Annotated in this window: 23 protein-coding genes; 9 read left to right on the top strand and 14 right to left on the bottom strand. The window is 68.3% G+C overall.

From position 1 onward, the window contains the following. Positions 1-133: 133 nt before the first annotated feature. From OG876_RS26230 to OG876_RS26195, 8 genes are read right to left on the bottom strand one after another with little or no spacing between them, the layout of a single operon-like run. Positions 134-811 carry a 4-carboxy-4-hydroxy-2-oxoadipate aldolase/oxaloacetate decarboxylase gene (locus OG876_RS26230; protein ID WP_328519294.1) on the bottom strand — a complete coding sequence of 226 codons (678 nt, stop codon included), beginning with the start codon at positions 809-811 and terminating at the stop codon, positions 134-136. Beyond that, complete coding sequence (locus OG876_RS26225) at positions 801-1,832, bottom strand: amidohydrolase family protein (RefSeq protein ID WP_328519293.1); 1,032 nt, start codon at positions 1,830-1,832, stop codon at positions 801-803. Before OG876_RS26225 ends, OG876_RS26230 begins: the two co-directional genes overlap by 11 nt. Continuing rightward, the gene (locus tag OG876_RS26220) at positions 1,811-2,644 is read right to left on the bottom strand and encodes an ABC transporter permease (protein ID WP_328519292.1); all 834 of its coding nucleotides are present in this window, start codon (positions 2,642-2,644) and stop codon (positions 1,811-1,813) included. Before OG876_RS26220 ends, OG876_RS26225 begins: the two co-directional genes overlap by 22 nt. Further along, the gene (locus OG876_RS26215) at positions 2,631-3,431 is read right to left on the bottom strand and encodes an ABC transporter ATP-binding protein (protein WP_328519291.1); all 801 of its coding nucleotides are present in this window, start codon (positions 3,429-3,431) and stop codon (positions 2,631-2,633) included. The genes OG876_RS26220 and OG876_RS26215 overlap by 14 nt, the downstream gene beginning before the upstream one ends. Beyond that, positions 3,428-4,264 carry a hypothetical protein gene (locus OG876_RS26210; RefSeq protein ID WP_328519290.1) on the bottom strand — a complete coding sequence of 279 codons (837 nt, stop codon included), beginning with the start codon at positions 4,262-4,264 and terminating at the stop codon, positions 3,428-3,430. Before OG876_RS26210 ends, OG876_RS26215 begins: the two co-directional genes overlap by 4 nt. Continuing rightward, complete coding sequence (locus OG876_RS26205) at positions 4,261-5,109, bottom strand: amidohydrolase family protein (protein WP_328519289.1); 849 nt, start codon at positions 5,107-5,109, stop codon at positions 4,261-4,263. The genes OG876_RS26210 and OG876_RS26205 overlap by 4 nt, the downstream gene beginning before the upstream one ends. Then, positions 5,106-6,062 carry an ABC transporter substrate-binding protein gene (locus OG876_RS26200; RefSeq protein WP_328519288.1) on the bottom strand — a complete coding sequence of 319 codons (957 nt, stop codon included), beginning with the start codon at positions 6,060-6,062 and terminating at the stop codon, positions 5,106-5,108. The genes OG876_RS26205 and OG876_RS26200 overlap by 4 nt, the downstream gene beginning before the upstream one ends. Then, entirely contained in the window at positions 6,059-7,090 is a 1,032-nt protein-coding gene (locus OG876_RS26195; RefSeq protein ID WP_328519287.1) for an ABC transporter substrate-binding protein, read from the bottom strand. Before OG876_RS26195 ends, OG876_RS26200 begins: the two co-directional genes overlap by 4 nt. Before the next feature lie 116 nt (positions 7,091-7,206). Here OG876_RS26195 and OG876_RS26190 point away from each other — a divergent pair, with 116 nt between their 5' ends. Beyond that, positions 7,207-7,932: a GntR family transcriptional regulator gene (locus OG876_RS26190; RefSeq protein WP_328519286.1), complete on the top strand. Its 726-nt coding sequence runs from the start codon at positions 7,207-7,209 to the stop codon at positions 7,930-7,932. A gap of 49 nt (positions 7,933-7,981) precedes the next feature. Here OG876_RS26190 and OG876_RS26185 read toward each other — a convergent pair whose 3' ends face one another. Then, positions 7,982-9,025, bottom strand: a complete 1,044-nt coding sequence (locus tag OG876_RS26185; RefSeq protein WP_328519285.1) for a Gfo/Idh/MocA family protein — start codon at positions 9,023-9,025, stop codon at positions 7,982-7,984. Further along, entirely contained in the window at positions 9,022-10,044 is a 1,023-nt protein-coding gene (locus tag OG876_RS26180) for a Gfo/Idh/MocA family protein (RefSeq protein ID WP_328519284.1), read from the bottom strand. Before OG876_RS26180 ends, OG876_RS26185 begins: the two co-directional genes overlap by 4 nt. Before the next feature lie 145 nt (positions 10,045-10,189). On the opposite strand from OG876_RS26180, the gene glgX reads away from it, so the two are divergent. Next, complete coding sequence (gene glgX, locus OG876_RS26175; protein ID WP_328519283.1) at positions 10,190-12,262, top strand: glycogen debranching protein GlgX; 2,073 nt, start codon at positions 10,190-10,192, stop codon at positions 12,260-12,262. Here glgX and OG876_RS26170 read toward each other — a convergent pair. Beyond that, on the bottom strand, positions 12,259-12,630 hold the full coding sequence (locus tag OG876_RS26170) for a WD40 repeat domain-containing protein (RefSeq protein WP_328519282.1): 372 nt from the start codon (positions 12,628-12,630) through the stop codon (positions 12,259-12,261). The genes glgX and OG876_RS26170 overlap by 4 nt on opposite strands. Next, positions 12,620-16,483 carry an nSTAND1 domain-containing NTPase gene (locus OG876_RS26165; RefSeq protein ID WP_328519281.1) on the bottom strand — a complete coding sequence of 1,288 codons (3,864 nt, stop codon included), beginning with the start codon at positions 16,481-16,483 and terminating at the stop codon, positions 12,620-12,622. The genes OG876_RS26170 and OG876_RS26165 overlap by 11 nt, the downstream gene beginning before the upstream one ends. Positions 16,484-16,650: 167 nt before the next feature. Between OG876_RS26165 and OG876_RS26160 the strand changes: the two genes are divergently transcribed. Further along, the gene (locus tag OG876_RS26160; RefSeq protein WP_328519280.1) at positions 16,651-16,944 is read left to right on the top strand and encodes a hypothetical protein; all 294 of its coding nucleotides are present in this window, start codon (positions 16,651-16,653) and stop codon (positions 16,942-16,944) included. A 124-nt stretch (positions 16,945-17,068) separates the two neighbouring features. Next, complete coding sequence (locus tag OG876_RS26155) at positions 17,069-17,839, top strand: SGNH/GDSL hydrolase family protein (protein ID WP_328519279.1); 771 nt, start codon at positions 17,069-17,071, stop codon at positions 17,837-17,839. Positions 17,840-17,855: 16 nt separating this feature from the next. On the opposite strand, the gene OG876_RS26150 is transcribed toward OG876_RS26155, so the two are convergent. Then, on the bottom strand, positions 17,856-22,148 hold the full coding sequence (locus OG876_RS26150) for an nSTAND1 domain-containing NTPase (RefSeq protein ID WP_328519278.1): 4,293 nt from the start codon (positions 22,146-22,148) through the stop codon (positions 17,856-17,858). A gap of 219 nt (positions 22,149-22,367) precedes the next feature. On the opposite strand from OG876_RS26150, the gene OG876_RS26145 reads away from it, so the two are divergent. The 5 genes from OG876_RS26145 to OG876_RS26125 all read left to right on the top strand — a co-directional run bounded on the left by OG876_RS26145 (position 22,368) and on the right by OG876_RS26125 (position 25,271). Beyond that, on the top strand, positions 22,368-22,637 hold the full coding sequence (locus OG876_RS26145; protein WP_328519277.1) for a hypothetical protein: 270 nt from the start codon (positions 22,368-22,370) through the stop codon (positions 22,635-22,637). A gap of 100 nt (positions 22,638-22,737) precedes the next feature. Further along, the gene (locus OG876_RS26140) at positions 22,738-23,145 is read left to right on the top strand and encodes a MarR family winged helix-turn-helix transcriptional regulator (RefSeq protein WP_328519276.1); all 408 of its coding nucleotides are present in this window, start codon (positions 22,738-22,740) and stop codon (positions 23,143-23,145) included. Further along, positions 23,142-23,528 carry a hypothetical protein gene (locus OG876_RS26135; RefSeq protein ID WP_328519275.1) on the top strand — a complete coding sequence of 129 codons (387 nt, stop codon included), beginning with the start codon at positions 23,142-23,144 and terminating at the stop codon, positions 23,526-23,528. The genes OG876_RS26140 and OG876_RS26135 overlap by 4 nt, the downstream gene beginning before the upstream one ends. Positions 23,529-23,568: 40 nt before the next feature. Further along, the gene (locus OG876_RS26130; RefSeq protein ID WP_328519274.1) at positions 23,569-24,393 is read left to right on the top strand and encodes a MerR family transcriptional regulator; all 825 of its coding nucleotides are present in this window, start codon (positions 23,569-23,571) and stop codon (positions 24,391-24,393) included. Further along, positions 24,393-25,271, top strand: coding sequence for a transglutaminase-like domain-containing protein (locus OG876_RS26125; RefSeq protein WP_328519273.1), 879 nt, complete (start codon positions 24,393-24,395; stop codon positions 25,269-25,271). Before OG876_RS26130 ends, OG876_RS26125 begins: the two co-directional genes overlap by 1 nt. On the opposite strand, the gene OG876_RS26120 is transcribed toward OG876_RS26125, so the two are convergent. Next, complete coding sequence (locus OG876_RS26120) at positions 25,259-26,125, bottom strand: alpha/beta fold hydrolase (RefSeq protein ID WP_328519272.1); 867 nt, start codon at positions 26,123-26,125, stop codon at positions 25,259-25,261. The genes OG876_RS26125 and OG876_RS26120 overlap by 13 nt on opposite strands. Between the last annotated feature and the right edge of the window lie 115 nt (positions 26,126-26,240).

Below are 26,240 nucleotides of genomic sequence, written 5' to 3'. Positions count from 1 at the left end.
AATCCAGGGGCCGCTACTACCCGCGGGTCACATCCCCGGAACCGTACCGGAACGAAGCAAAGACCTGCACGCCGCCTCCGGCGGCGGAGATGGAGGGGTGGAACCGTACCGGAACAGATCGAGCAGGTGTACGTCAGGTGTAGGTGACGCCGAGGTGCTCGAGCAGCGGGCGGAGGTTGTTGACGTCCAGGCTGAGCTCGCCGGCCTGGAAGCGAGCCCGGTTCGCGGCCTCGCGGTCCTCGCGCACCCGGGCTGCCTCGACGACCTGACCTGTGTCGTCGAGCGGGATCACCATCGCGCCGTCGTCGTCGGCGATCACCAAGTCGCCCGGGTTCACGGTCGCGCTGCCGCAGACCACCGGCACGTTCACCCATCCGGGCGTCGCCTTGACCGTCCCCGCGGCGCTCACCGCCCGCGACCACACCGGGAACGCCATGTCTTGCAGGTCCCGCCGGTCGCGGACACCGGCGTCCAGTACGACGCCTGCGATGCCTTGCGCCCGGCACTGGGTCGCCAGCAACTCACCGAACATCCCGTGCGTCGACGGGCTCAGCGTGGCGACCACCAGCACGTCACCGGGCTCAGCCACCTCCACGGCAGCATGCAGCATCAGGTTGTCGCCCGCGTGATTCAGTGAGGTCACTGCTGGACCACACACGCGAGTGCCCGCGACGACCGGGTGGATGTCGAGCATCAGTCCGCGCCGCTTGTTCGCCTCATGCAGAGTGGCCACGCCGTACTGCGCTGCAGACTTGACCAACTCCGGATCCGGCCGGGTGATCCGGCGTACGACGGTGGGACTACTGGACATGGGCTGCTCCCAGGTGAGCCGCGGCCCGTGGGAACAGGCGCAGCGCGTTGCCGGACAGGATCTTGGTCAGGTCGGACTGGTCAAGCCCGAGTCCGTCGAGGTCGCCGAGGATGTCGTCGAAGAACCGGCCGGTGGTCGCGTCGCGCGTCTTCGCCGTACCGAACATCTCCGAGCCGAACAGCACGTTGTCCGGCCCGATCTTGCGGACCAGCATCGCCAGCGAGTCCGCGTCGTACACGGCGGTGTCGAAGTACAGGTTGCGGACCGCCTCCTCGAACGGGGGCAGCGCCTCCGCCACGTGCAACGCGCGACTGCGGTTGAAGTGGAACGGGATGCCACCGCCACCGTGCGGCACGATCAGCCGCAGGGACGGGAAGTCGGCGAAGACCGATGACGAGCACAGCTCCACCACCGCGGCGTAGTGCTGGGCGATGTAGTGCGAGCCGTTCAGGTGCATTGCCGGGTTGCGGGTCGAGCTCGCGTGGATCATGCCGGGCACATCCAGCTCGACCATCGCCTCCCAGAGCGGGTACCACCAGCGGTCCCCCAGCGACGGTGTGAACGGCTGGAGCCCACCCGACACGTCCGGGTTGATCAGGCAGCCGACGAAGCCCAGCTCCTCGACCGTACGACGCAGTTCGCGCACGACACCGTCCAGCCCGGCGCCCGGGCTCTGCGGCAGCTGCGCGACCGGAACGAACTGCCCCGGGTACAGCCCGGCCACCTGCGCGATCAGGTCGTTGTTGATCTCCGTCCAGTGCCGGCTGATCGTCTCGTCGCCGACGTCGTGACCCATCGCCGAGGCGCGCGGCGAGAAGAACAGTGCGTCGATGCCACGGGCACCCATCTGCTCGAGGTGCCCGGCGAGCGAGGCGCGAAGCTGGTCGTCGGTGATCGACAGCGAGCCGCGCACCGGCTTGTTCTGCAGGGCCATCTGCCGCCCGCGGTAGGCGTTCAGTGCTGCCGGAGCCGTGGTGTAGTGGCCGTGGATGTCGATGATCACCGCTGGTCCGCCTTCCACGGCGCGATCCGCGCCTCGGCCTGTCGCAGCCCCGCGGTCAGTCCGACGCCGAGCACCATCAGCACCAGCACGGGGACCAGCATCGACGCGGTGTCGAACTGGTTGCCGTACTTGACCACCAACGCACCCAGACCGGTGATCGCGGTGAAGAACTCCGCCACCACCATGCCGATGATCGCCCGGCCCACGCCAAGCCGCAGACCGGTCATGGTGTAGGGCAACGATGCAGGCAGGATCACCTTCGTGAACACCTGCCACTCGCTCGCCGCGAAGCCGGTGCCGACGTCGATCAACGCCGGCGGCACGTTGCGCACACCACTGGCCGTGTTGATCAGCACCGGGAAGATCGCCAGCAGCACCACCACGAACAGCTTGGCGCTGAACCCGAGTCCGAACCACAGGATCACCAGCGGTACGACGGCCACCAGCGGCGTCGCGTAGAGCGCGTTGACCAGCCAGTCGGTGGCCACCTCGACCGTGCGATAGCGGCCGATCAGCAGACCCGCGAGAACACCCAGTACGGCGGCGATCGCGAAGCCCAGCGCCAGCGTGCTGAGACTGCTGACCAGTGCGGTCGGGAGCTCACCGCTCTTGGTCAGCCGTACGGCGGCCTCCGCGACCGCGGTCGGGTACGACATGAACAGCGGGTCGATCTGGCGGCCGACCAGTTCCCACGCGCCCAGCACCACCAGGATGGAGACGAGTCGGATCAGCCGGAACTTCCGCCGGTCCCGGGCCTGCTGGTCCACGGCCGGTTCCGCATCGGCCGCGGAAACCACAGCGGCACGGGGTTGCACTTCAGTCCTGGACACGGTCGCTCCCTGCGCTTGTCGAGCGGATCAGCTGCCAGACCTGGCTGCGCAACTGCTGGAACTCGGGCAGCCCGCGGAGCTCGGTGAGCTCTCCGCGCGGTCGCTCGAACGGGACGTCGATGACCTGCTTCACCCGGCCGGGGTTCGCAGCCAGGATCACCACCCGGTCGCTCAGGTACAGAGCCTCGTCCAGGTCGTGGGTGACGAAGAGAACGGTCTTCCGGGTCTCGGCGTGGATCCGCAGCAGCTCCTTCTGCAGGACTTCGCGGGTCTGCGCGTCGAGTGCGCTGAACGGCTCGTCCATCAGCAGCACGGCCGGGTCGATGGCCAGGGCCCGGGCCAGGCCGATGCGCTGCTGCATGCCGCCGGACATCTGGTGCGGGTAGTGGTCCGCGAACCCACCCAGGCCGACCAGGTCGAGCAGCTCGGTCGCCCGTGCGGACCGCTGCGACCGGGCCAGGCCCTGCAGCTCGAGGCCGAACTCCACGTTGCGCCGGGCGGTGCGCCACGGCAGCAGGTTGGCCTGCTGGAACACCAGTCCGCGGTCGCGGCCCGGACCGTTCACGACGTTGCCGTCGACAACGACCTGGCCGGCGTCGGCGCCGAGCAGGCCCTGGACGATCCGCAGCACGGTGGTCTTGCCGCAGCCGCTCTCGCCGATCAGGCTGACGAACTCGCCCTCAGCGACGCCGAACGACAGCCCGCGCAGCACGGTGTGCGGCTTGCGATTGGTCTGGAAGGTCTTGCTCAGTCCTTCGACGCGAAGTTTCTCCGGAGTGTCGATCATGATGCGGCTCCTCTCAGGGAGAACAGGTCGTCCACGGCGAGCCGGTGCGGGACCAGGCCCTGCTCGTGGGCGTAGCGGGTGATCAGGTCGAGCGCGTTCCGGTTCGCCTCCAGGCCGACCGGGGTCATGTCGATCGCGCCGGCGTCCGGGCGGGCGGCGTACTCCTTGGCTTCGACGAACAGCTGGGTCAGTTCCTCGCGACGGTCGGCCAGCCCCTCGCGGATCACCACCATGTGGTTGATCGGGACGGCGTGCGTGCGCTCGTACCAGCCGCGCGCGGCCGCCTGCGCGTCCGGGATCAGCGGACGCAGCCGCGGGTCGTCGGGCAGATCCTGGCCCATGATCACGGCATCCAGGTCGCCCGCGTGCAGCAGGTCGATCAGCTTGGAGCCCGCCGGAGCACGCTCCACCTGCGGCGGGTCGGCGTACTCGGCGAGGTGGCCGTCCTCGATGCTGACCCACTGGACCTTGTCGAGCGGTACGCCGTACTCGTCGCCGAGGATGCCGCGCAACCACACCCCGGTCGTCTGCGCATAGGTCCGCACGCCGATCCGTTTGCCGGCCAGGTCGGTGACGTCGATCGGGTCGCCGGCGCGGCAGACGATGTGGTCGTGCTGGAACCGCGACCGCAGGACGACGGGCAGCAGGAGCAACGGCTTGCCTTCGGCCCGGGCCTGCAGGTACGTCACGATCGCCATCTCGCAGACGTCGTACGCCTGCTCGCGGACCATCGCCGCGAAGGCCTTGTGCACGGGCTCCACGTCGACGAAGTCGAACGCGGACCGCTCCTTCAGCGCGCGGACGTGCGGGTAGTCCGCCAGGACGGCCTTCATGACGCGGCCTTGACCGGGTACAGGCGGTCCGCCGTACCGGTGAAGATCTGCTCGCGGGCCGCCGCGGGCACGACCGCGAGGATGTCGCGGCTGCGCTGATAGAGCGTCGGTAGGTCGTCCTCGGCGGCTGGGTAGTTCGATCCCCACAACAGCCGCTCGGCGCCGAAGTCGAGCAGCAGCCGGCCGAGGAACAACTCCGGGTCGGCCGGTGCCTTGGTCGACGACACCAGTGTCCGCTCGGTCAGCTTGAGGTAGACGCCGTCGTACCGCGCCAGGTCGAAGAGCTCACGGGCTTCGTCGTACGGCGATCCCCCGGTGAGGTCAGGCCGGGCCGCGTGGTCCAGGAGTACCTTGACGCCAGGGAAGCGATCCAGCAGGTCACGCAACGCGGGGATGCCCTCGGGTCGCATCTGCAAGCAGAGCGGGAGGTCGTTCTCCTCGGCCCAGGCCCACGCGGCGTGCAGCCGCGGATCGGACAGCCAGGACGCCTGACCGGGCATCGTGCTGCCGGTGGTGAAGAGGCGGGCGCCCTGCAGGCCGCGCGAGACCCAGTGCGCCAACTGCTGGGGTGCGTCCGGTGCCAGCATGTCCACCGAGAACACACCGGCGAAGCGGTCCGGGTACTGCTCGACAGAGTCGGCCACATAGCTGTTGTCGTGTCCATACGCCGTGGAGGCCTGCACCACGATGGCGCGGTCGATGCCCGCCTCGTCCATCGCGGCGATCAGTTCCTTCGCACCGACCGGGCGCTGCTGCGACCAGGCGGACTCGACGCCACCCAAGGGGTTGCGCGGGTACCGGTCGCGGTCCACCGCAATCACGTGGCAGTGCGCGTCAATGGTCATCGAAAGTCCTTCACTGGGAGGAGTTCGGGAAAGAAGCGGTCTGCGGGGGCATCTGCCGGGACCAGGCCCTGCCGGCGGGAGTAGTCGACGAGTGTGCCGATCGAGGCCTGGTTGGCGGGCAGGCCGTAGGGCAACGGGTTGCCGACGATCTCCGCCAGGCGTTGGTAGCGAAGATCCTCGGGTGCGCTGGCGGCCGGAGTGCCGAGCCGGTGCAGGTAGCTCGATCGACTGTCCTGGAAGGCTTGCAGGAGTGATCCCGCCAGCCACGGGTGGTCGTGCAGGAGCTGTTCGCGGACCACGACGACGCCATGGATCGGGTAGACGCCGGTCCGCCGGTACCAGTCGGCCGCGAGGCTGTCCGCCTCGGCGAGCAGCTCGTGGTAACCCGACACCACCGTCACCTTCGGATTGCCGATCCCGGCGCCGCGGGTGAACGCTGCGTCCACCTCGCCCTGCCGGAACAGATCGACCAGCTTCGGTCCGGGACGCCGCACGTTCGGTGGCAGCACCAGCGACTCCACGTGCTCGTCGTCGTCAACGATCCACTCGATCTTCGCCGGATCCACGCCGTACTCGTCCTGCAGGATGCCCCGGGTCCAGACCGCGCTCGTCACGGAGTACGCGCGGACTCCGACACGCCGGCCGTGCAGATCCGTGGGTCGCTCGATCCCGGAGCCGTTGCGAACCACGAGACCCTCATGGTGGAAGCGCCGGCTCAGGAAGATCGGCAGGGCGACGTACGGCGCACCGAGGGCACGCGCGATCAGGTACGTCGTCGGGGCGAGCTCGCAGACGTCGAACTCGACCGACCGCACCATCCGCCGGTACGCCGTGATCATCGACGCGAACTCGACCGGCTCGAGGGTGCAGCCGTCCACCAGGATGCGGCCGTCCAGCAGGTCTTCGGTGTGCCCGTAGCGGCCGAGGGCCACCCGCAGCGCGAGCCCGCTCACAGCATCTTCACCGCGTCGGACGCCAGCGACATGTCGGCGATCTGGTCGAACGGCAACACCTTGGACTGCACGCCCTGGGCAACGTTCAGGTCCTGCATGTACTTCAGCCGCTGCTCGTCGAGCGCCAGGTCGACGGCGTACGCGCCGGGCTGCTGGGCGAAGGTCCACAGCGAGCCGGCTTCCTTCGGATCGCTGTTCGGCACGGCCTTCTGGTACGCCTTCAGATAGGCGTCCTTGGACTCCGGCGAGGAGATGTAGCGGAACAGCTTCGCGTACGCCGCGAGGCTGCGGACCAGGACGTCGCGGCGCTTGGCGATCGCCGTGTCGGACGTGTACGCGCCCTGGTAGGTGTACTCCGGAAGTTCCTTCCACAGCTCGGCGACCGCGTGCACGCCGTACTTGTCCTGCTCGTCGTACACGTCCACCAGGGACGGGCCGGCGTCCACCTTGCCGGCCACGACGGCTTTGAACACGTCTGCGCTGGAGCCGATGTTGACGAACTTCACCTGCTCGGGCTTGATCCCCTTCTTGGCCAGGAAGGCGACCATGATCTGGTGCAGCAGAGCGCCGACCGGGCCGGTGCCGATGGTCTTGCCGACCAGGTCCTCGGCCGACTTGATCGCGTCGGACTTGGCGTACACCGCGTGGGCCAGCAGCAGGCCGGAACCGGAGACGATCTTGAGCTTGGCGCCCTTCTCGATCGCCGGCAGCACCTGACCGAAGCCGGACAGCAGGGTGAGGTCGTTACTGCCGTTCAGCAGGCTGGCGATCAGCTTGGAGCCGTCGGAGACGTTCTGGGTCTTGGCGGTCAGGTCGACCGTACTGAAGTAGTTCTGGGCCTGGAGCAGTTCCTGCAGCACCAGGGTGCTGTTCGAGCCGGTGTTGACGATCGTGACGGACTTGCCGTCACCCGCGGCGCCGGCGGCCTGACCGCAGCCGGTCAGGCCGGCCACGGAGGCGAGCGCGCCGAGCTTCAGCACGGTCCGGCGCGACGGGCGGGCGAAGTGCTCGGGGAATCCCTTGGACATGGTCGTTCTCCGGTGGGTCGGGAAGAGCCAGTGGTGCCCTGGGCGAGGGCTGATGGTTCGGGACCCTAGTAATGTGTCGACAAAAATGTCAACATTTTCGTCTACACTTTCTCGGGATGAGACCGGAACCGATCAGCCGTCACACTGGGCTGACACAGCACGACGGGAGGACGACCATCAGCGGAAAGAAGGCCCTCGAACGCGGGGGGATGGCCGGGCAGGAGTACGTCCGGGACGCGGTTCGCGAGGACATCGCGTCCGGCCGGCTGGCGCCCGGACAGCGGCTGGTCGAGGCAGATCTGGCGGAGCAGTACAGCGTGGTCCGCAGCGGGGTGCGCGCGGCCTTGCTCGACCTGTCGGCGGAGGGACTGGTCGAGCGGATTCCGCAGCGCGGATCGCGGGTGCGGACGCTGTCATTGGAGGAGGCCATCGAGGTGACCGAGGCCCGGATGGTGCTGGAGTCGCTGTGCGCGGCGAAGGCGGCGGCCCGGATCACCGATGAGGGCCTCGTGGAGCTGACCGCGCTGGGCGACCGGATGACTCGCGCGGTCGCCGAGGGCGACGACCTGGAGTACGCCGAGCTCGACGACGCGCTGCATCGGTTGATCCGTGAGCTGAGCGGTCAGCAGACCGCGACCACGATCATCGAGCGGCTCCGGGTGCTGAACATCCGGCACCACTTCCGGATGACCCGGCTTCCCCGCCGTCCGCAGACGTCACTCGAGGCACACCTGCGGATCGTGAAGGCCGTCGCCGACCGCAACCCTGAGGCGGCGAGTGCGGCGATGACCGAGCACCTGAGCGACGTCATCGATCATCTGACGGCGGCCCGGCGGGTGTGATGGGTGCTGGTCGCCACCGACCCGTGGGTGGTGGCGACCAGCTCTCAGATCAGAGCTCGACCGCTTGCCCGGAGGCGGCGGAGCGGCGAGCGGCGTCCACGATGCGCAGCGTGCGCAGGCCGACCGCACCGTCCGGCTGCGGTACGACGGCAGGCGTCGTACCGGGCTTTGCGGGGCCGGACTCGCGCACCGCGCTCAGGAATGTCGCGAGCAGCGACGCGTCGAGGTTGTCCCCGATCGCCAGGAAGACCTCACCGGACGCATCTGTGCCACCCACATGCGGGAGGAACGGCTCGATCTCCACGGACCCGTTGGTCCCGGTGACCTGCAGCGAGACGCCACCCCAGGTCGGACCGTTGTCCGGAACGCTCCACGAGCAGTCGATGGTTGCCAGCAGCCCGTTGTCGTAGTTGACCGTCACCAGCCCACCGGTCTCCACGGCCACGCCCTTGTCCTGGTGCAGCACGTGGTTGGCCGCGGCGTACACCCGCGTCGCCGACGCACCGCCGGTCAGACCGTCGATCAGGTCGGCACAGTGCACGGTGTGGTCGACGAGCGCTCCCCCACCGGCCTGCTTCGGGTCGGTGAACCACTGCCGCTGGTCGTACGGGATCTTCCCGTTGTTCGTCCCCAGTACGGCGAACACGTCGCCGAGCCGGCCGGCTTCGACCATGGCCCGCAGCCGCAGGTACGACGGCGAGAAGCGGACCGGATACGCGATCATCAGGATCGAACCGGCGGCCTCGCAGGCAGCCAGCATCGCCTCGCCGTCCTCGACCTCCGTGGCCAGCGGCTTCTCACACAGCACGTGCGCACCGACCGCGGCCGCACGCTCGACCAGTGCACGGTGGCCGGCGTTCTCCGAGGTCACCACTACGGCGTCCGGGCCCCAGGCGAACAGTTCGTCGTACGAGTCGACGTACGGGATGCCGATCTGCTCGGCAAAGGCCGCACCCCGCGGACCGGCGTCCGGCGCGGATGCACCGTCGGGATCGGCGGACAGCACCTCGACGTCCGGCATCGAGCCGAGCAGGTGGGCGTAGCCCGCCGCGTGAGTGTGTGCGAACGAAGCGATCGCGATCTTCAGGCTCATGCCACGGCTCCCGTCTGGACGAAGGTCTTCATGTCGACAGCGCGGCCGGTCTCCATGGACGCGCGGGCCGCCTCGGCCAGATAGACCGCGGTAGCGCCATCAGATGCGAGCACTCGGGGCTCCGGTCCACCGCGCAGACCGATCGCCAGCTCACGAAGCTGCGTCAGGTAAGGACTCTCTCCCAGCGTCGACGCCGGGATCAGCAGATCGCCGCCGGCCCCACCGTCCTGCAACTCCTCGGCAAAGCCGGTGTCGCCGTTGGACGTGTACTTCAGGACGCCACTCGACCCCGCGACCTGGTAGCCGGACTGGAACGTCGTACCCGTCGCGCCCCACGTCGCGCGGCAGTGGCTGATCGCCCCGGTGTCATGGGTGAGCGTCACGTGCGCCGCCACGTTGACCGGGCTGATGCCGTCCACGGTCGGCGGGTTCTGCACGGCGTACACGCTGGTGACCTCGCCACACAGCCAACGGGCCTGGTCGAGGTCGTGGACCATCAGGTCCATGATCACGCCGCCGGAGTGGGCGACGTCGCGGTACCACCCGGCACCGGCCGGCGACGATGCCTGGCGGAAGAACCGCGCCACCGCGACCTCGCCGATCCGGCCCGCCTGGATCGCGTCGTACGCCGCCTTGTACGCCGGGAAGTATCGGACCACGTGGGCCGGGTACAACCGGACGCCGGCGGCCTGCGCGGCGTCGATGACCTCGTGCGAGTCGGCCGCGGTGAGCGTCAGCGGCTTCTCGCAGATCACGTTCTTGCCCGCCTTGATCGCGGCCAGCGCGATCTCCTTGTGCGTCGGCGACGGTGTGACGATGTCGACGAACTCGGCCTCGGCCAAGCAGCCGTCCAGGGTCGCCGCCACCTCCAGCCCGTACTGCTCGGCGAGTTCCTCGGCACCCTCGAGCGAGTGCACCAGAACCCGGGCGCCGAGTGCTTTCCACGCGGCGACGTGGACGTGGGCGATGTTGCCCGCGCCGATCAGACCGACGGTCAGATCGGCCAACTCTTCCGACATGTGATCCCCTACTCGGGCCTGCTGAGTTCGGTTAATTAGTAACGGTCCTTGCGTATCATTGCGCACAGGCGTTCGCAACTACCGTCTCATGAACACATCCACCTTCGTTATCGATAAGCCACCCCAGACTGTGCAGAATGTGCCGGTGACCGACGTGACCGCCGCCCCGACCACTCTCGGGCTCGGAGCAGTGGTCCAGACCGATGGGACGACGTTCACGCTCTGGGCTCCTGCCGCCGAGCGCGTCGAGCTGGCGCTGATCGCCGACGACGGCAGCCAGCGGAACCTGGATCTGGCCCATACCGGTGAACACTGGACCGGGTTCGTCCCGGGGGTCGGCGCCGGCCAGCGGTACGGGTACCGCGTGCACGGTCCGTTCGACCCGTCGCACGGGCTCCGCTTCGACCCGTCCAAGCTTCTCCTCGACCCGTACGCGCGGGCCGTCGACGGCTCGCTGGATTTCTCCAGCCCACTCATCTACGACTCGTCCGACGGCGACTCGGCCGGGCATGTCCCGGTCAGCGTGGTCGTCGCCGCCTCGGAGCCGCCACCGCCGATCAGCAAGCCCGTGCACTGGGGCGAGACCGTCATCTACGAACTGCACACCAAGGGCTTCACCAAACTCCATCCCGACGTACCCGAGCACCAGCGCGGGACGTACGCCGGTCTCGCGCACCCGTCCGTGATCGGCTATCTGACCGACCTCGGGGTGACGTCCGTCGAGTTGCTGCCGATCCACCACTTCCTCACCGAGCCCTCGATCTCGGCCCGCGGCCTGCCGAACTACTGGGGTTACAACACCCTCGGCTTCTTCGCGCCCCACGCGCCGTACTCGTCCGCGGGCTCGCGCGGTGAGCAGGTGGCGGAGTTCAAGGCGATGGTCGCCGCGTTCCACGCCGCCGGCATCGAAGTGATCCTCGACGTGGTCTACAACCACACCGCCGAGGGCGGGTTCGACGGGCCGACGCTGAGCTTCCGCGGCATCGACAACCGCGCGTACTACCGGCTCGCACACGGCGCCGCGATGTACGACGTCACCGGCACCGGCAACTCGGTCGACACCTCGCACCCGCAGGTCCGCCGGCTGGTGATGGACTCGCTGCGGTACTGGGTCGAGGAGATGGGTGTCGACGGGTTCCGGTTCGACCTGGCTGTGACCCTGATCCGCAACGAGCGGCACGAGGTCGACACGGTCGACCATCCGTTCCTCGCCGAGGTCGCCGCCGATCCGGTCCTCGGCCGGGTCAAGCTGATCGCCGAGCCGTGGGACGTCGGACCGTTCGGCTACCAGGTCGGCAACTTCGGCACGCCGTGGTCGGAGTGGAACGGCAAGTTCCGCGACAGCGTCCGCGACGTCTGGCGGAACACCTCCGACGGCGTGAAGGACCTCGCCTACCGGCTGTCCGGCTCCAGCGACCTGTACGGCGACGACGGGCGGTACCCGTACGCGTCGATCAACTTCGTCACCGCGCACGACGGGTTCACCCTGCGCGACCTGGTCAGCTACGACCACAAGCACAACGAGGCGAACCACGAGGACAACCGGGACGGCACCGACGACAACCGGTCGTGGAACTGCGGGTTCGAGGGCGAGACCGGCGACCGTACGGTGATCAGGCTGCGGAAACGCCAGATGGCCAATCTGATGTCCACGCTGATCCTGTCCACCGGCGTACCGATGATCACCGCCGGAGACGAGTGCGGGCGGACCCAGCACGGCAACAACAACGCCTACTGCCAGGACAACGAGCTCTCCTGGTTCGACTGGTCGCTGCCGGCCGAGTGGTCCGATCACCTCGAGCTGACGAAGAAGCTGATCGCACTGCGGGCGGCCCACCCGGTCCTGCGCCAATGGCACTACTTCTCCGGCGGCCCCGTCGTACCAGGCGGTCGCAAGGACCTGTCCTGGATCGCACCGCATGGCGGCGAGATGACCGACGCCGACTGGTACGACGGCAACCTCCGAACCATCGGCATGTTCCTGGCCGGCGACGCCCTCCGCGCCACCGACGCCGAAGGCAACGCCCTCACCGACAGCTCCTTCCTCCTAGCCCTCAACGCCACCCCCGAAACCCGCCAGGTAGTCGTCCCCGACCCCTCCTGGGCCCCGGCGTACGAAGTAGTCCTGGACACCAGCAACAGCATGGTCACCGAAGTAGAAGCCGGCGCCACCGTCCCCCTGGCCCCCCGCTGCCTGGTCCTACTCCGCGCCCTCTAACAGGTCTTCTGATACGGCCGATCCCCAAAGTTCTCCCGCCACTCCGCCGCAGTCAGATCCCGCCCGGCCATCCGACACGCCGTCTCAATCGCATGCTCCAGCCGCGTGTCCCACCGATAGATCCCGTCGTCATACGCGGCGATCATCACCGTGTGACCGTCGGCGAGGAAATCGGCGGTGACAATTTGCTGGTTCGGCGTGAGGACGGAACCGAGGAGCGCCGCCGTCGTGCCGTCGAACAGACTGACGCCACCTTCCCAGCCGGACGACACCAGCAACCGACTGTCCGCCGAGAAGGCAAGACCGTTGGTGAAGCCCTGATGGACGAGTTGCGGTGGAGCCACCGCCACACCGGTGTCAGAGTCCACGATCACAACATGTCCCTTGATGCTCCCGACGGCGACTCGCCTGCCGTCCGGGGCGAAGGAGACCAACTCGGGATCGCTCATCGGAAGCTTTCCGCGCCGCAGCACCGTGCCCGCGGCCAGATCGACCATTGCCCAGCCCGTGGAGGGAACGTCCAGCCGATCCGAGATGCGGCGTCCGCCGGTCAGCACGAAGGCCGAATGGTTGTCCGGGCTCGCCGACAACCACGCGATCGAAGCACCGACCTTGACGGGTTTGCTGAGCGGGAGCAGGGTGTCCGCATCCAGTAGTACTGCCGTCCAGTACCGGGGCGCCCGACACCTTCCGGCTGGCGAGGACGCGGCCGGTTCGAGTGTCGAAGACGAAGACGAAGCCCTCGGTGGTGCCGATCGCGAACCTGTCCCCGGTCGGGTGCCAGCTACCGCAACTGTTCGTGTAATTGGCGACGTGAGTCGTGTCGAAGCGGACTGCCTTGCCGGTGGTGGTGTTGACGAAGCTGCCACCTGGCCCGCCCGCGTCCGCAGGGACGAGGCTCGTGTTGACCATTCGATAGACGGACTTGCCGCCGGGCGCCATGAATCGGCAACTCCACTCGAAACGAGTCGAGTTCTTGACACGCGTGACGTATCTGCGGCTGCCGGTGAGATCCCACGTGCGCACTGCGCTGTCGCCTGCCGACGTGTACAGCGTCTTGTCGTCCGAGCTGAACGCGGCAGTCAGTGTGTCGCCCTCTGAGATCGGCACGTCCTCCAACGCCAGTCCACTGGCTACGTCCCACACCACGAGGCGCAGATCGGACCCGGTCGACACCAGGGATTTCCCATTGTGGGAAAATCGCACACCCATGGGGGCGCTCGTGTGTCCGCTCAGCCGGTGCAAGGTCTTCCCGGTCGCAGCGTCGAGCAGAAACGCCTTGAAGCGATCCGGGCCGCCGGTGTCCCCGGCTTCGACTGCGAGCGCGAGCGCCTTCCCGTCCGGACTGACATCGGCCTCTTCGAGGGCCAGGTCCGGCCGCGTCCAGAGCTGCTTGCCGGAAGCAACGTCGTACGCTGTCGCCGGCCTGGTGGTGTAGAAGCGGTCACCTGCCGGGCTGAGCACGACGCCCCGGACGGAGTCGGCCGGCAGCGGCATCGTCCTGCGCACCGTCGGCCGGCGGCCCGGCCGGATGTCCCAGATGATCAGGGCTCCGCTGCCGAAGTCGTTCGAGACACCAGCGCCGTAGTACTGGAGCATCGCGGCGAGAGTGTTGCCGTCGTGGCTGTACGCGAGATGGATTGCTCGGGCAGGTGTCTGGGTGAAGCCGGGTAGCCGCCGACCGGTTGGAAGGAGTGTCGTGGGTTCGAGCAGCCGTACCGGTTCGGTGGTTGGTGGTGGCATTCCGACTGCCAGCTCGCGATCGCCCGGACTCAGGGCGAACGCGCCCACGGAATCCAGGTGAACGGCTCCGGAGGACCGGTTCTTTGGACGGTGGGCGGCAAGCCGTCGGCCGCTGCTCAGGTCGTAGAGCACTACGGTGCCGTTGGCGTCGTACACGATCACGCGGCGACCGTCCGCGGTCACCGCCAGGCCGTAGGAATCCAGCTTCTCGGTTTGAATCGAGCTGATCAGCTGCGGGTGTTTTGCGAGGGCGGCCAGGAGGTTGGCTCGGGACTCTGGGGACTCCTTCATGCGGACGCCGGCTACGGCGAGCAGTAGGGAGGTGTCGATGTCGCTTTGGACGACGGCCTTTGCGCCGGCGCGGCCGGCGTCTGCGGCTACGGCTGCTTGTTGTGCGGCGGTGGCCTGGCGGTCGGCTCGGCCGGCCTGGCCGACTGCGAGGAAGCCGGCGATCAGGGCTCCGACCAACAGGACGGCGGCCGTGGTGAGCGCGGCGCGGAGGCGGCGGTTGACGCGGATTTGTTGGCGGGCGCGGTCTTCGGCGGCGTGGAGCTCTGCGGCGGAGAGGCTTTCGCTGGCGGTGAGGAAGTCGGTCTCTGTCGGCGTGAGGTCCGGCGTTGTGTCCTGTTGCCACTGCAGGGCCTTCGCTAGGCGGACGCCTCGGTACAGCTCACTCTCCGGACGCCCGAGTGACTGCCACGAGTCGGCGACCTGGGTGAGGTGGTGGAGGATCTGCTGGCCTTCCAGATCGTCCTCGAGCCAGCCGCGGAGACGCGGCCAAGCCCGGGCGAGGGCTTCGTGAGCCAGTTCGACGACGCCGTCGTCGCTGGTGACGAGGCGCGAGCTGATCAGCAGATCGATGAGCACGTCCGACTCCGGGCCGGTCACCACAGTCCGCCTCGGCAACCGGCTGCGGACCGGCTGGCCGTCCGGGCCCGGAGTGACCAGGCGCAGCAGGAGCGCCCGCAGCATCGGCTGTTGCTCCGGTGTGAGTCGCGCGTAGACCTGCTCGGCGGACTGTGCGACAGCACCTTGGATGCCGCCCGACGCGCGATAACCGGCGACCGTCAGCGTGCGGCCTTCCCGACGCTGCCAGGTCTCGGCCAGAACGTGGGACATCAGTGGGAGAGCGCCTGGCTGGTCGGCGACCTCACCGATCAGCAGGTCGACCAGACCTGGTTCGACGACCAGCGAGGCGAGGCGCGCCGGTTCGGTGATCGCTTCCCGAAGCTCTGCCTCGGACATGCCGGTCAGGAGGTGCATGCCGTTCTCTACGACCTGGGCGAAGCCAGGATGGGCGGAGATGTCGGCGAGCCGATCGGCACGGAAGGACAGGATCAACGGCGCCACCGTGGCGTGGTCGGTCAACCGGGTCAGGAACGCCTTCCGTTCGGCCTCGTCCTGACACAGCGAGAAGACCTCCTCACACTGATCGACGACCAATGTGGGCAGCGGGCCTTTGCCGGGCAGTGCGGCGGCGAGCACTCGCAGCGGGTGGACCCCTGGCGTGATGGTCACGATGCTCCGGCCGTCGCTGCGCAGGGTCGCCGCGATGCCGGCCCTGATCAGTGAGGACTTGCCGCAACCAGACGGCCCGACGACGGCGAGAATCGAGGTATCGGACAGTTTCCTCAGTCCCACGGCGACCTGCGACTCGCGGCCGAAGAACAGCTCGGCGTCGTCGAGGTCGTACGGCTTCAGACCTTGGTATGGACAGACCGCGCTCGGTTCCGGCAGCGCGCTCGGGACCACCAGCGCCGGATCCTGACGCAGGATCGCCTGTTCCAGCGCGTCGATCGCCGGGCTCGGGTCGATCCCGAGCTCACGGTCGAGCACCACTCGGAGCCGCCGGAGCGTCTCCAGCGCCTCGCCCTGCCGACCGGCCTGGTACTGCGCGGTCGCGAGCAGTGCCCACCTCCGCTCGCGCAGCGGAGCCTCCGCGGTCAGAGCCTGGGCCATGCCGAGGGCGCCGTCGTGGCCACCGGACCGCAGCGACGCCTCCACGTACAACTCTTCCGCAACCTGTCGCAGCTCGCTCAGGCGGGCGATCTCGATCCGCGCGGTGTCCCACCCCGCTACCTCCTCGAACGGAGGACCTCGCCACAGCGTGAGCGCATCGGCGAGTACGACGGCCGCCCGTTCCGCCTCGCCGGCCGTCAGCAGTTGTCCGGCCCGGCCGACCGCACGCTCGAAGCGGCGGCTGTCGATCTCGTCGTCAGTTACGGCCAGCCGATAGCCGGCCGGCGATGTCTCGATCGCGTGGCTGCCGAGAAGCTTGCGCAACCGGACGACACAGCCTTGGACGACTTTGGCCTCAGAGGCCGGCGGCCGGTCTCCCCACAACACGTCCGCGAGCGCCCCAGCGCTCACAACCTCCCCCGGATGCACTGCTAATGCGGCCAGAACGACGCGGTCTCGTCGTGTGAGGTTCTTCCACTCCCCCTCGATGGTGAGCGGGCCGAGAACGGCGATACCCACCTTTCGACTGTCGACCGTGCCGGGTCACCCGTCAAGGCCGCTGATACCGCGCTGATACCGGGCTCGCCCGGCCCGATACCGCCGGGCGGGACAACGGATGCCATCACCTCGAGGCGCAACCGGATCGCCAATCACGGCGAACCCCGCTCCGGGGAGGAGAGGGAGCGATGCTCACCACCGCAGTAGGTACCAGGAAGCATTCCATGACCAGCCGGCTCGCCCGGCTGGCCGCGGGGGCGGCAGTCAGCGTCGCCTTCTTGACAACCGCCGCGCCGGCGATGGCTATGGAGCCGCCCGAACCGTATGGCGCACCCACCGAGCAGGCCACACCGCCGAGTGCGGTGGACCTGAGCTCAGTCGCTCTCGGTGCCCTGTCTGGCATCGCGCTGAGCGGCGCGGGACTGGGTATCGCGTTCGGGGTGCAGCACCGCCGCGACCGCTCCACTGCGCATCCCGCCTGACCGGGGTGACCGGCCGGGACCCGTCCATCGGGTCCCGGTCGGCGCCGTTCGCGTGCTCTGATGGGTCGTTAACCTTCCTGCAGTACATTCACTGGTCACCGTCTGTTCATGTCTGGGGGGACCGATGTTTTTGCTGCGCCGGGGGGTGCGTGAGCGGACGACGCCGATCGGTGCGCTGCACCACGCGATCATGCGTTGGGGCGAAGCCGAGCGGACGAGTTCGCGGCTGGCGGTGCAGCGCTGGGTGGACGGCGTCGCGTACGTCGACGTACAGGCTCGGACGTTCGCCGACTTCTGGACACGGCAGAACGTGAACGCGCAGGCCGCTGACGGGCCGCTCTGGGTCGTGCTCGGCGACTCGACTGCTCAAGGGCTTGGTGCGTCGTCGCCACTTCACGGGTACGTCGGCCAAGTGCTCAACGCACTGCGTCGGACCGGCAGTCCGTGGCGGGTGCTCAACCTGTCGCGGTCCGGCGCGCAGACCAAGCACGTGCTGGAGGATCAGCTCCCACTGGTCGATGGACTGACACCTGCGCTGGTGACGTGCGGCATCGGCAGCAACGACATCCTGGCCACGCCGCCGACCCGGTTTCGCGACCACCTCCGGCAAGTGATCGAGCGGCTCCCGTCCTCGTCGGTAGTGATGGACCTGACGGTCCCGGACCGCCTCTGGCGGATCGGAGGCCTGTGCAGCCCGTACATCACCGGCATCAACCAGCTGATCAGCACCACCGCGACCTCACGCGGCCTTCCCGTGGCCGAAGTGTCCCGGCACGCAAGGCCGCCGTGGCGCGGCATGCTCGCACCGGACAGCTTCCACCCGAACAACCTCGGCTACCGCCGCCACGCCGACGCCCTGCTCGCCGCGTTGCCGGCGACGATCGCGAAGTACTGACGTCACTCCGCCGATGTCAGGGACAGGTCTTCCCGTACGGACGGTCGCCGAAGGCCTGTCTCCACTCCTCATCGGTGAGATTGCGGCCGGCCATCTTGCAGGCGAAGTCGAGCGTTGGCCCAATGCGGGTGTCCCAGCGGTAGGTCTGTCCGTCGAACGCGGCGACCGTCACCACGTCACGTCCGTTGGCGAAGCTCGGGGAGACAGCCACCTTCTTGGTGTCGGCCGAGGTGGCGACGGTGCCGAGCAGTTCGAGGTTGCGCGCGTCCCAGAGGCTCAAGGTCCCATCGGCGGCGCCCGACACCAGGCGAGACCCGTCCCCTGAGAACCGAACGAACCTGCCCGCGCCAGTGTGCCCGGTTGTCGGAGCAATGAGGAGGTCACCCGACGACACGTCGATGATCACGACCTCGCCTTTGCTCCCTGTCGCCGCGATGCGCCGACCGTCGGGCGAGTGCGCCGCATGGTTGATCCGGAGATTCAGGTCGCCCTCCGAGAGCACGTCGCCGGTCGCCGTACGGATGACCCGCCAGTGCTCTCCCGCGCCGTCGGGCGAGTCATCGAAGAGGACGGCGGTCTCCTTGCCGGGGGATGCCGCCGTACAGCAATTGCCGGTCAGATTGAGAACTTCGCCGCTGGGCTGCAGTGTGCGCGCATCGAAGAACGTGCTGTGGTTGAGGGAATCACTGACCAGGATGCGGTCCCCGCCCTCGACATACGCAATGGAAAAGATCTCCGCCTCGACGACGTGGCGCCGCACGGCGACCTTGCCGGTCTGGGAGTCGAGAACGGTGACGATGCCGCCGGCATCGAACACGGCGAAGTGCCGACCGTCCGGATGCCACGACGCGGGTGTCCGGGGCGACTGCTCGACGTCGCCGCGCAGTCGCACAGGTGCGGTGGTGGCCCCGGTCGCCGCGTCGGCGAAGCTCAGCCAGGAGTCCGTTGCGTCCCGCCATACATAGGCCGTCCTGTTGCCGTCGGCGGAGGACAGCGCATGGAGGTACTCGCGCGCGGGCACGGGCTGTGTCCGGCGGAGATACAGCTGTTGCCCCGAGCGATCGTACGCCCGCAGGACGCCCTCGTCGCCGCCCGTGTACAGCGTGCGGTTGTCGGGGCTGAAGCCAACTGCCCACGAGATCTCGAAAGTCTTGATCCGTTCGCGAGGACGGCCGGTAGCCACGTCCCAGACGATGACTTCCCCGTCGTCCGAAGCGGAGCCGAGCAGCCTGCCGTCACGGGAGAAGGCGACGTCTCGCAGGGCGCCGGTATGACCGCGCAGCATCCTCACTGTCCTGCCCGTGTGCGCGTCGACCAACGCGATCGCCTTGTCCGTCGTCCCGATGGGTTGGAGCGCCAACAGGTTGCCATCCCGAGTGAGGTCGATGGCCGGCGGTGGACTGCTTGCGACCAGACGGGGTCCGTCACGCTGCCACTGCACTTTCCCACTGGCGACGTCGTACGCCGCGAGCGGCTGCTGGGTGTAGATGGTGTGGCCATCGGGGCTGAGGGCCAGTCCGTGAGGGCCGGGCGGGAGGGTGACCTTGCGCGGCCTGCGTTCGCGTGCGCGGAGGTCCCAGACGAGCGCGAGGGCGGGGGCATCGATCGGCAGCTCACCCCCCTGCGGGATCACCTGAACGCTCGCGGCCAGGTGCTGGGCGTCGGCGCTCGAGGCGAGGTCGCGGTAGAACAGCAGCTGTTGGGCCGGGAAGGCCAGCGGAACCACGTCGAGGGCGTCGGGGGTCAGCAACCGAACGCCCTTGGCGCGCGGGCCTTCAGGCATTTCGGTGGTGTAGTTGGTCATCGCCGCCACGTACCGACCGTCCGAGCTGAAGAGTGGGTAGCAGAACACCCCACCCCCCACCCCGATCCCTCCGACATGCCCGCTCAGTTGTGTGCCGGGATGCGCCACGAACGCGAATGAGGCGATGTCTCGCCCCGATTCCGTCTCGTACAGGTAGCACCTCGCGTCCTTACCACCCGCGACGACACGAGTTCCGTCCGGGGAGATCGAGAAGGCGCCGAGATCACCGGCCCCCGCAGCTTTGAATGACCGGACCAGTAGTGGGTGCTTGTTCAGCGCAGCCAGCAGGTTGGCGCGGGTCTGCGGGGAGTCGTCCAGGCGCACCGCTTGCGCTGCGAGGAGCAGCGAGTGGCTGATGCCTTCGGTCAGCAGCGCGAGTGGCCCGATGCGGCGCGCGAGCTCCCGGACGGCCGCCTGCTCCGCTGCGGCTGCCTGCTGGTCGGCTTGTTCCGCCTGCCGAACGGCTACGACGCCGGCTATCAGCGTCCCGGCCAGCAACAGGGCAGCTGCGCTCAGGGCTCCTCGGAGACGTCGGTTGACACGGACCTGGTACCGAGCCTGGTTCTCGGCCGCGCGAAGTTCAGCCTCTGACAGGTGTTGGCTCGCAGCGAGGAACTCGCCCTCGATCTCGGTCAGCGCCACCGTCGCGCTCTCCCGCCAGTCCAGGGCCTTGGCGAGGCGCGCTCCACGGTAGAGTTCGCTGTCGGGTCGACCGAGCGAGTTCCACGAGTCGGCGACGATCGTCAGGTGGTGCAGGATCCGCTGGCCCTCGAGGTCGTCGTCCAGCCAATGCCGCAGCCTGGGCCAGGCCCGGGCGACTGCCTCGTGGGCCAACTCGACCACGCCATCGTCGCTGGTGACCAGGCGCGACCCGACCAGCAGATCGATCAACGCGTCGGACTCCGGCCCGGTGACCACGAGCCGTCGTGGCAGTCGGCCACGGATCGGCTGCCCATCCGGCCCAGGGGTCACGAGGCGTAGTAGCAGCTCGCGCAGCATGGCCTGTTGCTCAGGGCGAAGCTGGGCATAGATCTCTTCGGCTGACTGGGCCACCGCGCCCTCGATCCCACCGGATGCACGGTAGCCGTCGACAGTCAACGTCCGGCCTTCGCGACGCTGCCAGGTCTCGGCGAGCGCGTGCGACATCAGCGGAAGCGCGCCAGGTTGTCCTCCCACCTCTCTGACCAGCAGGTCGACAAGTCCCGGCTCCACCACCAACGCGGCCAGCCTGGCCGGCTCTGTGATCGCGGTGCGTAGGTCTGTCCTGGACATCCCGGCGAGCAACTGGAGCCCTTGTTCGACAGCGTGAGCAAAGCCCGGGTAGGCCGCGATCTCGGCCAGCCGATCCGCCCGGTACGACAGGATCAGCGGGGCCGCGGCGCAATGAGCGGTCAGCCTGTCGAGGAATGCTTCGCGCTCGGTGGCGTCCGTGCACAGCGTGAACACCTCCTCACACTGATCGACAACCAGCACAGTCGGCACAACATCGCCGGGCAGCGCGTCGGCCAATGCTGCAACCGGATGTACGCCGGGAGTCAGCACGACGACCCGCCGGCCGCCGCTGCGCAGGCGGGCCGCGATACCTGCCCGCGCCAGCGATGACTTCCCACACCCGGACGGGCCGACGACAGCCAGTACCGAGTTGTCGGACAGCTTTCGCAGTCCAGCAGCCACCTCGGCATCACGGCCGAAGAAGACCTCTGCATCGTCCAGGTCGTATGGCTTGAGACCCAGGTAGGGGCACTCCGCGCTCGGTTCTGGCAGCGCGCTCGCCACCACCAGGGACGGATCCTGGCGCAGGATCGCCTGTTCCAGCAGACCGATGTCCGGACCGGGGTCCAGACCGAGCTCGTGATTCAGCACGACGCGTAGCTCGCGAAGGGTCTTCAAGGCGTCGGCCTGACGACCGGACCGGTACTGCGCGGTCGCCAGCAGCGCCCACCTTCGCTCGCGCAGCGGCGCCTCCGCCGTCAGGGCCCGAGCCTTGGCAAGGACGCGCTCGTGCCGGCCCGAGCGCAGCGACGCTTCGACGTACAACTCCTCGGCACGCTGCCGCAACTCTTCCAACCGCGCGCTCTCTATCCGCGCGCTGTCCCAGCCGTCCACGTCGGTCAGCGGCTTACCCCGCCAGAGGGTCAGCGCATCGGCCAGAAGCAGAGCGGACCGCTCGGCATCGCCGGCTGCCAGCAGGTTGGTGGCCCTGACGACAGTGTGCTCGAAGCGTTGGGTGTCGATGTCGTCGCGGGGGATCGTCAACTTGTACCCGAGCGGCGACGTCTCGATCGAGCGGCTGCCGAGAATCTTGCGGAGCCGGACAACGCATCCCTGCACGATCTTGGACCAGGAAGCGGGCAACTGCTCGCCCCACAACACGTCAGCCAGTACTTCGGCACTGACAACGTCCCCCGGGTGCACTACAAGCGCAGCTAGCACAACGCGATCGCGCCGCCCGAGTTGCTCCCGCTCCCCCTCGATCGTGAGCGGGCCGAGCACGGCGATACCCACATCTCGACTGTCGACCGCGCAGTACCGAACGTCAAGGTCGGCGATACCGCGTTGATACCGGGCAGGGCCGGCTCGACACCACTCGGTAGCACAACTGGACCAACACATCGCGGCGATCGGAAGGCCGACAGCGGCAATCCCGCCAGATGAGGGACAGGAGTAGCGGACATGTCCACCAAAGCAGTGCCAACCTCAGCAGCACCAGTAAAGCGGTCGATGATGACCAGGCTGACCATGCTGGCGGCCGCCGCCGTAGTCAGCGTCGCACTGATGACTGCGGCGCCCTCCGCCATGGCGCAGGAGCCTCCGAACCCGGAGGGCGGCTCATCCGGCTACAGAACCGCAACGGCCCCCGTAGAGGACAACGGTCTGGACACCAACTCAGTTGCACTCGGCGCACTGGCCGGAATCGCGCTGGGTGGCGCAGGGCTCGCCATCACCCTGGGCGTCCAACGGCGCCGGGACCACGCCGCGACGCCGACCGTCTGACCAGGTCCACCCGGTCCCGGAGGCCGCCGGAGATCGGCGACCTCCGGATCGCGGGTCTACCGGGGTAGCCAGATACTACGGATCCGGATAATCTGGATTCGTGGAAAATGGATTGTTGGTGTTGTTGCAGCGGGCGACGCATGTGACGTTGCAGGTGCTGGGGACGGAGCTGGGTGAGCTGGGGCTGACCGCTTCCGAGGTCAATGTGCTGGCGAATCTGGCCGACGGGCAGGCGCGGACCGTGACCGAGTTGGGTGTTGCTGCGGGAGTCAGGCCGACGACGCTGACCGGCGTACTGGATCGGCTGGAGCAGAAGGGGCAGATCACCCGGGCCGCGCGACCGGGTGATCGGCGGGCTGTGGAGATCGCGCTGACGGAGGTTGGGGTGAAGAGTGCTGGTCAGGTGCAGCGAGCTTTCGCTGCCGTGGAGAAGCAGGCGCTGGCCGGGGTGTCGCCGACCGCTGTGAATCAGGCTCGCAAGGTGCTCACCGCATTGGCGGCGATATGAGCACTTTCGACGAACTGATGCATGAGGTGATGGCGACGGCTGACCGGTTCGGCCACCGGGAGCACGTGCGCTTGACGTGGCTCGCCGTACGGCGGTGTGGGACGGCCGGCGCGGTCGAGTTGATCAGCGACGGGATCCAGCGGACCGCGCGCTACGCGGGCGTGCCGCAGAAGTACAACACGACCGTGAGCCGAGCCTGGGTCGAGTTGACGGCGTACCACATGAACGAGGAGCCGGAAGCGACCTTCGAGGACATGGTCACGCACAATCCGGGGCTGTTGGACAAGCGGCTGCTGACGCACTTCTACGAGTCGCGCACGCTGGCGTCGCCGGCCGCGCGGACGGGGTGGGTGCAGCCCGATGTGAGGGCGTTCCCAGGATGACGCTTTACCTTGCCCCAGGGGCAGGGGGTTTGATGGTCGCGTGTTGACGATCAGTGAGTTCGGACGGCGGACCGGGCTTTCGCACAAGGCGTTGCGGTTGTACGACGTGTCCGGGTTGTTGCCGCCGGCCCAGGTGGACCCGGCCAACGGGTACCGCCTGTACGACGAGGAGCAACTGGAGCGCGCCCGCCGGATCAGTGTGCTGCGGCAGGTGGACATGCCGTTGACCACCATCTCCGAGGTACTCGCGGGATCCGACGAGGAGGCACTGATCCGGCTGGATCGGTGGTGGATCGCCCAGGAGGCGACCACCGCTGCGCGGCGAGCGACGCTGCAGTATCTTCGAGACCGGCTCTCACGGTCAGGAACTCCGGGGCTCGCGCCGCGACCCGTGCTGACTCGTGACGTCCCCGAGACCAAGATCGCGTCGATCCGGTCCGACACGGATCAGCAGATGCTGATCGGCGTGATCGTGTCCTCGACCGACGAGATCCGCGCCTACCTCGGGACCGCGGGCGCGACGCTCACCGGGGAGTCCTGGGTGATCTACCACGGCGCGGTGACGCCGGAGGCCGAGGCGACCGTCGAGGTGTGCGTGCCGTTCGGTGGGCTGGTGGATCCGTCCGGGCCGATCGCGATCCGGGTCGAAGCGGCACATCGGGAGGCGTACTGCACGATCACGATGGACGAGTGCGCGTTCCCGCGGATCATGCTCGCGTACGACCTCGTCTTCGACTGGGTCCGCGCCACCGGTCTGCCGGAGTCCGGTCCACCGCGGGAGGTCTATCTGCCCGACTGCCATCTGCTTCCGCGCGACCAGCCGGCCGTCGACATCGCTCTGCCCATTCTCGAAAGGAAAGCCTGATGGACTACGCGGTTCAGACCGAGTTCAGTGACCCCGGCGTACATGCCGCCTTGTTCGATGCGTTGCCGGACGACGTTCCCGCGATCGGGGCGGTGGTTCGCAACCTGCTGATCCACTACCGCGGCGGCGGGATCGAGTTCACCGGTGACCGGCTGGCCGAGATCGACCACCGCTGGGTGTCGGCGATGCTGACAACCGACCAGAAGCGCAACGGTACGGCGCTCGCCGTACCGAGGGAGCCGGTCAACCGGTTGGTCGGGTGCTGCCGGGACTACACGCTGATGTTCGTCTCCGCCCTGCGGCACAAGGGGATCCCGGCCCGCAGCCGGATCGGGTTCGCGGTGTACTTCGCGTCCGGGTTCAACCACGACCACGTCGTCGCGGAGTACTGGAACGGCGACCGCTGGGTGATGATCGACCCCGAGCTCGACCCCGCTGGCGACCACCCGTTCAACACGCTGGACATGCCGAAAGGCCCGTTCCTGTCCGCCGCCGAGGTCTGGCTGGGCGTCCGCGCCGGCGACCTCGACCCGGATCTCTTCGGCGTCGACCCCGGCCTGCCGATCCGCGGCGGCTGGTTCATCCGGAACTACGTCCACTTCGAGCACGCCCACCTGCAGGGCGACGAACTCCTGCTCTGGGACAACTGGGGCACGATGTCCGGCAGCCTCGACGGTGCCGACGTGGACCTGACCGACCAGGTCGCCCGCCTATTGGTTGCCTCGGACAACGGAGACGAGACCGCCACCAAGGAACTGACCGATCTCTACCGGTGCAACCCGGCCCTCACCTTCACCGGCCGTGCCTTCGTCGCTTCCCCCGCCGGCACCCAACACGCCTGGATGGACCTCCGCAAACCCACCGATCAGGTCGTGTAGGCCAGGTCGGCGACGACGCGGTCGATCCCGTTCAGCAGGGAGAGGTGGCCCTCGCCCGCTTCGAAGTGGAAGGTGCCGCCGGAGACGTGGGCGGCCAGCCAGTGGCCGTGGGCCTCGGGGACCATCCGGTCCTGGTCGCCCTGCCAGATCGCGACCGGCGTCATGATCCGATCGAGGCGGAAGCCCCAGTCCTTGACGAAGGCCAGGTCGTCGTCGCGCCAGCCCGCGATGCTCTCGGCGACGGAGCGCCGGGCCGAGGCGGCGAGCCAGTCCAGGATCGGACCGGTCATCGCCGCCTTGTCCACCTCGGAGACCAGATCACCGAAGGCGGCCGCCAAGTCCTCCGGTGCGGCGCCGGCGAGCTCGCTCGACTGCTCTTCGATCAGCGGCTCGAGCGCCGCGCGGCCCTTGAAAGCGGCGCCGAACTCGGCGACGTTCTCCTCCCCCATGCCGGCCACGAAGTCCAGCCCGTCCGCGTTGGCCGGCCCGACGCCGGCGAGCGTGGCCGCCGCGATGCAGCGGCCGGAGAGCAGCGCCGCGCAAGCCAGTGAATGCGGGCCGCCACCGGAGAGGCCGAGGCTGAGGAAGCGGTCCGCACCGATCGCGTCCATGAGACTGCTGACATCGGCGGCCACGTCGCTGATCGAGCGACCAGGCTGCGGCGTCGACGCGCCGTACCCTGGCCGACCGGGGCTGACCAGCCGTAGCCCGTGCCGCTCCGCAGCCTCGGCCAGCGGGGCAAAGCGAACGGCGGCACCCGGTGTGCCGTGATGAAACACGAGCGGTATCCCGTCCGCGGGCCCCTCGATCAGGTACTCCAGCTTGCGGCCATCGGCGAGTTGAACGAACTCCATCCGCGAAGTCTAGGCGTGCAGCTCGACAGGTAGTGCACCTCTGATACGGCGTACGCCGGGAGAGAGCGCACGGGCGCGCACTAGGTGGAGCGGCAGAGCTCCTGTCGAGCTGCAC

The organism is Kribbella sp. NBC_00359 (assembly GCF_036097425.1).
Taxonomy (GTDB): Bacteria; Actinomycetota; Actinomycetes; order Propionibacteriales; family Kribbellaceae; genus Kribbella.
The sequence above is the reverse complement of the archived record's forward strand: the minus strand, read 5'-3'. Positions and strand labels throughout refer to the sequence as shown.

Coding starts and splice junctions, on each gene's coding strand:
- OG876_RS26125 (WP_328519273.1), top strand. CDS start 24,393: ATGGACTACGCGGTTCAGACCGAGTTCAGTGACCCCGGCGTACATGCC.
- OG876_RS26210 (WP_328519290.1), bottom strand. CDS start 4,264: ATGAAGGCCGTCCTGGCGGACTACCCGCACGTCCGCGCGCTGAAGGAG.
- OG876_RS26215 (WP_328519291.1), bottom strand. CDS start 3,431: ATGATCGACACTCCGGAGAAACTTCGCGTCGAAGGACTGAGCAAGACC.
- OG876_RS26155 (WP_328519279.1), top strand. CDS start 17,069: ATGTTTTTGCTGCGCCGGGGGGTGCGTGAGCGGACGACGCCGATCGGT.
- OG876_RS26180 (WP_328519284.1), bottom strand. CDS start 10,044: ATGTCGGAAGAGTTGGCCGATCTGACCGTCGGTCTGATCGGCGCGGGC.
- OG876_RS26195 (WP_328519287.1), bottom strand. CDS start 7,090: ATGTCCAAGGGATTCCCCGAGCACTTCGCCCGCCCGTCGCGCCGGACC.
- OG876_RS26205 (WP_328519289.1), bottom strand. CDS start 5,109: ATGACCATTGACGCGCACTGCCACGTGATTGCGGTGGACCGCGACCGG.
- OG876_RS26190 (WP_328519286.1), top strand. CDS start 7,207: ATGAGACCGGAACCGATCAGCCGTCACACTGGGCTGACACAGCACGAC.
- OG876_RS26145 (WP_328519277.1), top strand. CDS start 22,368: ATGACCAGGCTGACCATGCTGGCGGCCGCCGCCGTAGTCAGCGTCGCA.
- OG876_RS26185 (WP_328519285.1), bottom strand. CDS start 9,025: ATGAGCCTGAAGATCGCGATCGCTTCGTTCGCACACACTCACGCGGCG.
- OG876_RS26135 (WP_328519275.1), top strand. CDS start 23,142: ATGAGCACTTTCGACGAACTGATGCATGAGGTGATGGCGACGGCTGAC.
- OG876_RS26230 (WP_328519294.1), bottom strand. CDS start 811: ATGTCCAGTAGTCCCACCGTCGTACGCCGGATCACCCGGCCGGATCCG.
- OG876_RS26160 (WP_328519280.1), top strand. CDS start 16,651: ATGCTCACCACCGCAGTAGGTACCAGGAAGCATTCCATGACCAGCCGG.
- OG876_RS26120 (WP_328519272.1), bottom strand. CDS start 26,125: ATGGAGTTCGTTCAACTCGCCGATGGCCGCAAGCTGGAGTACCTGATC.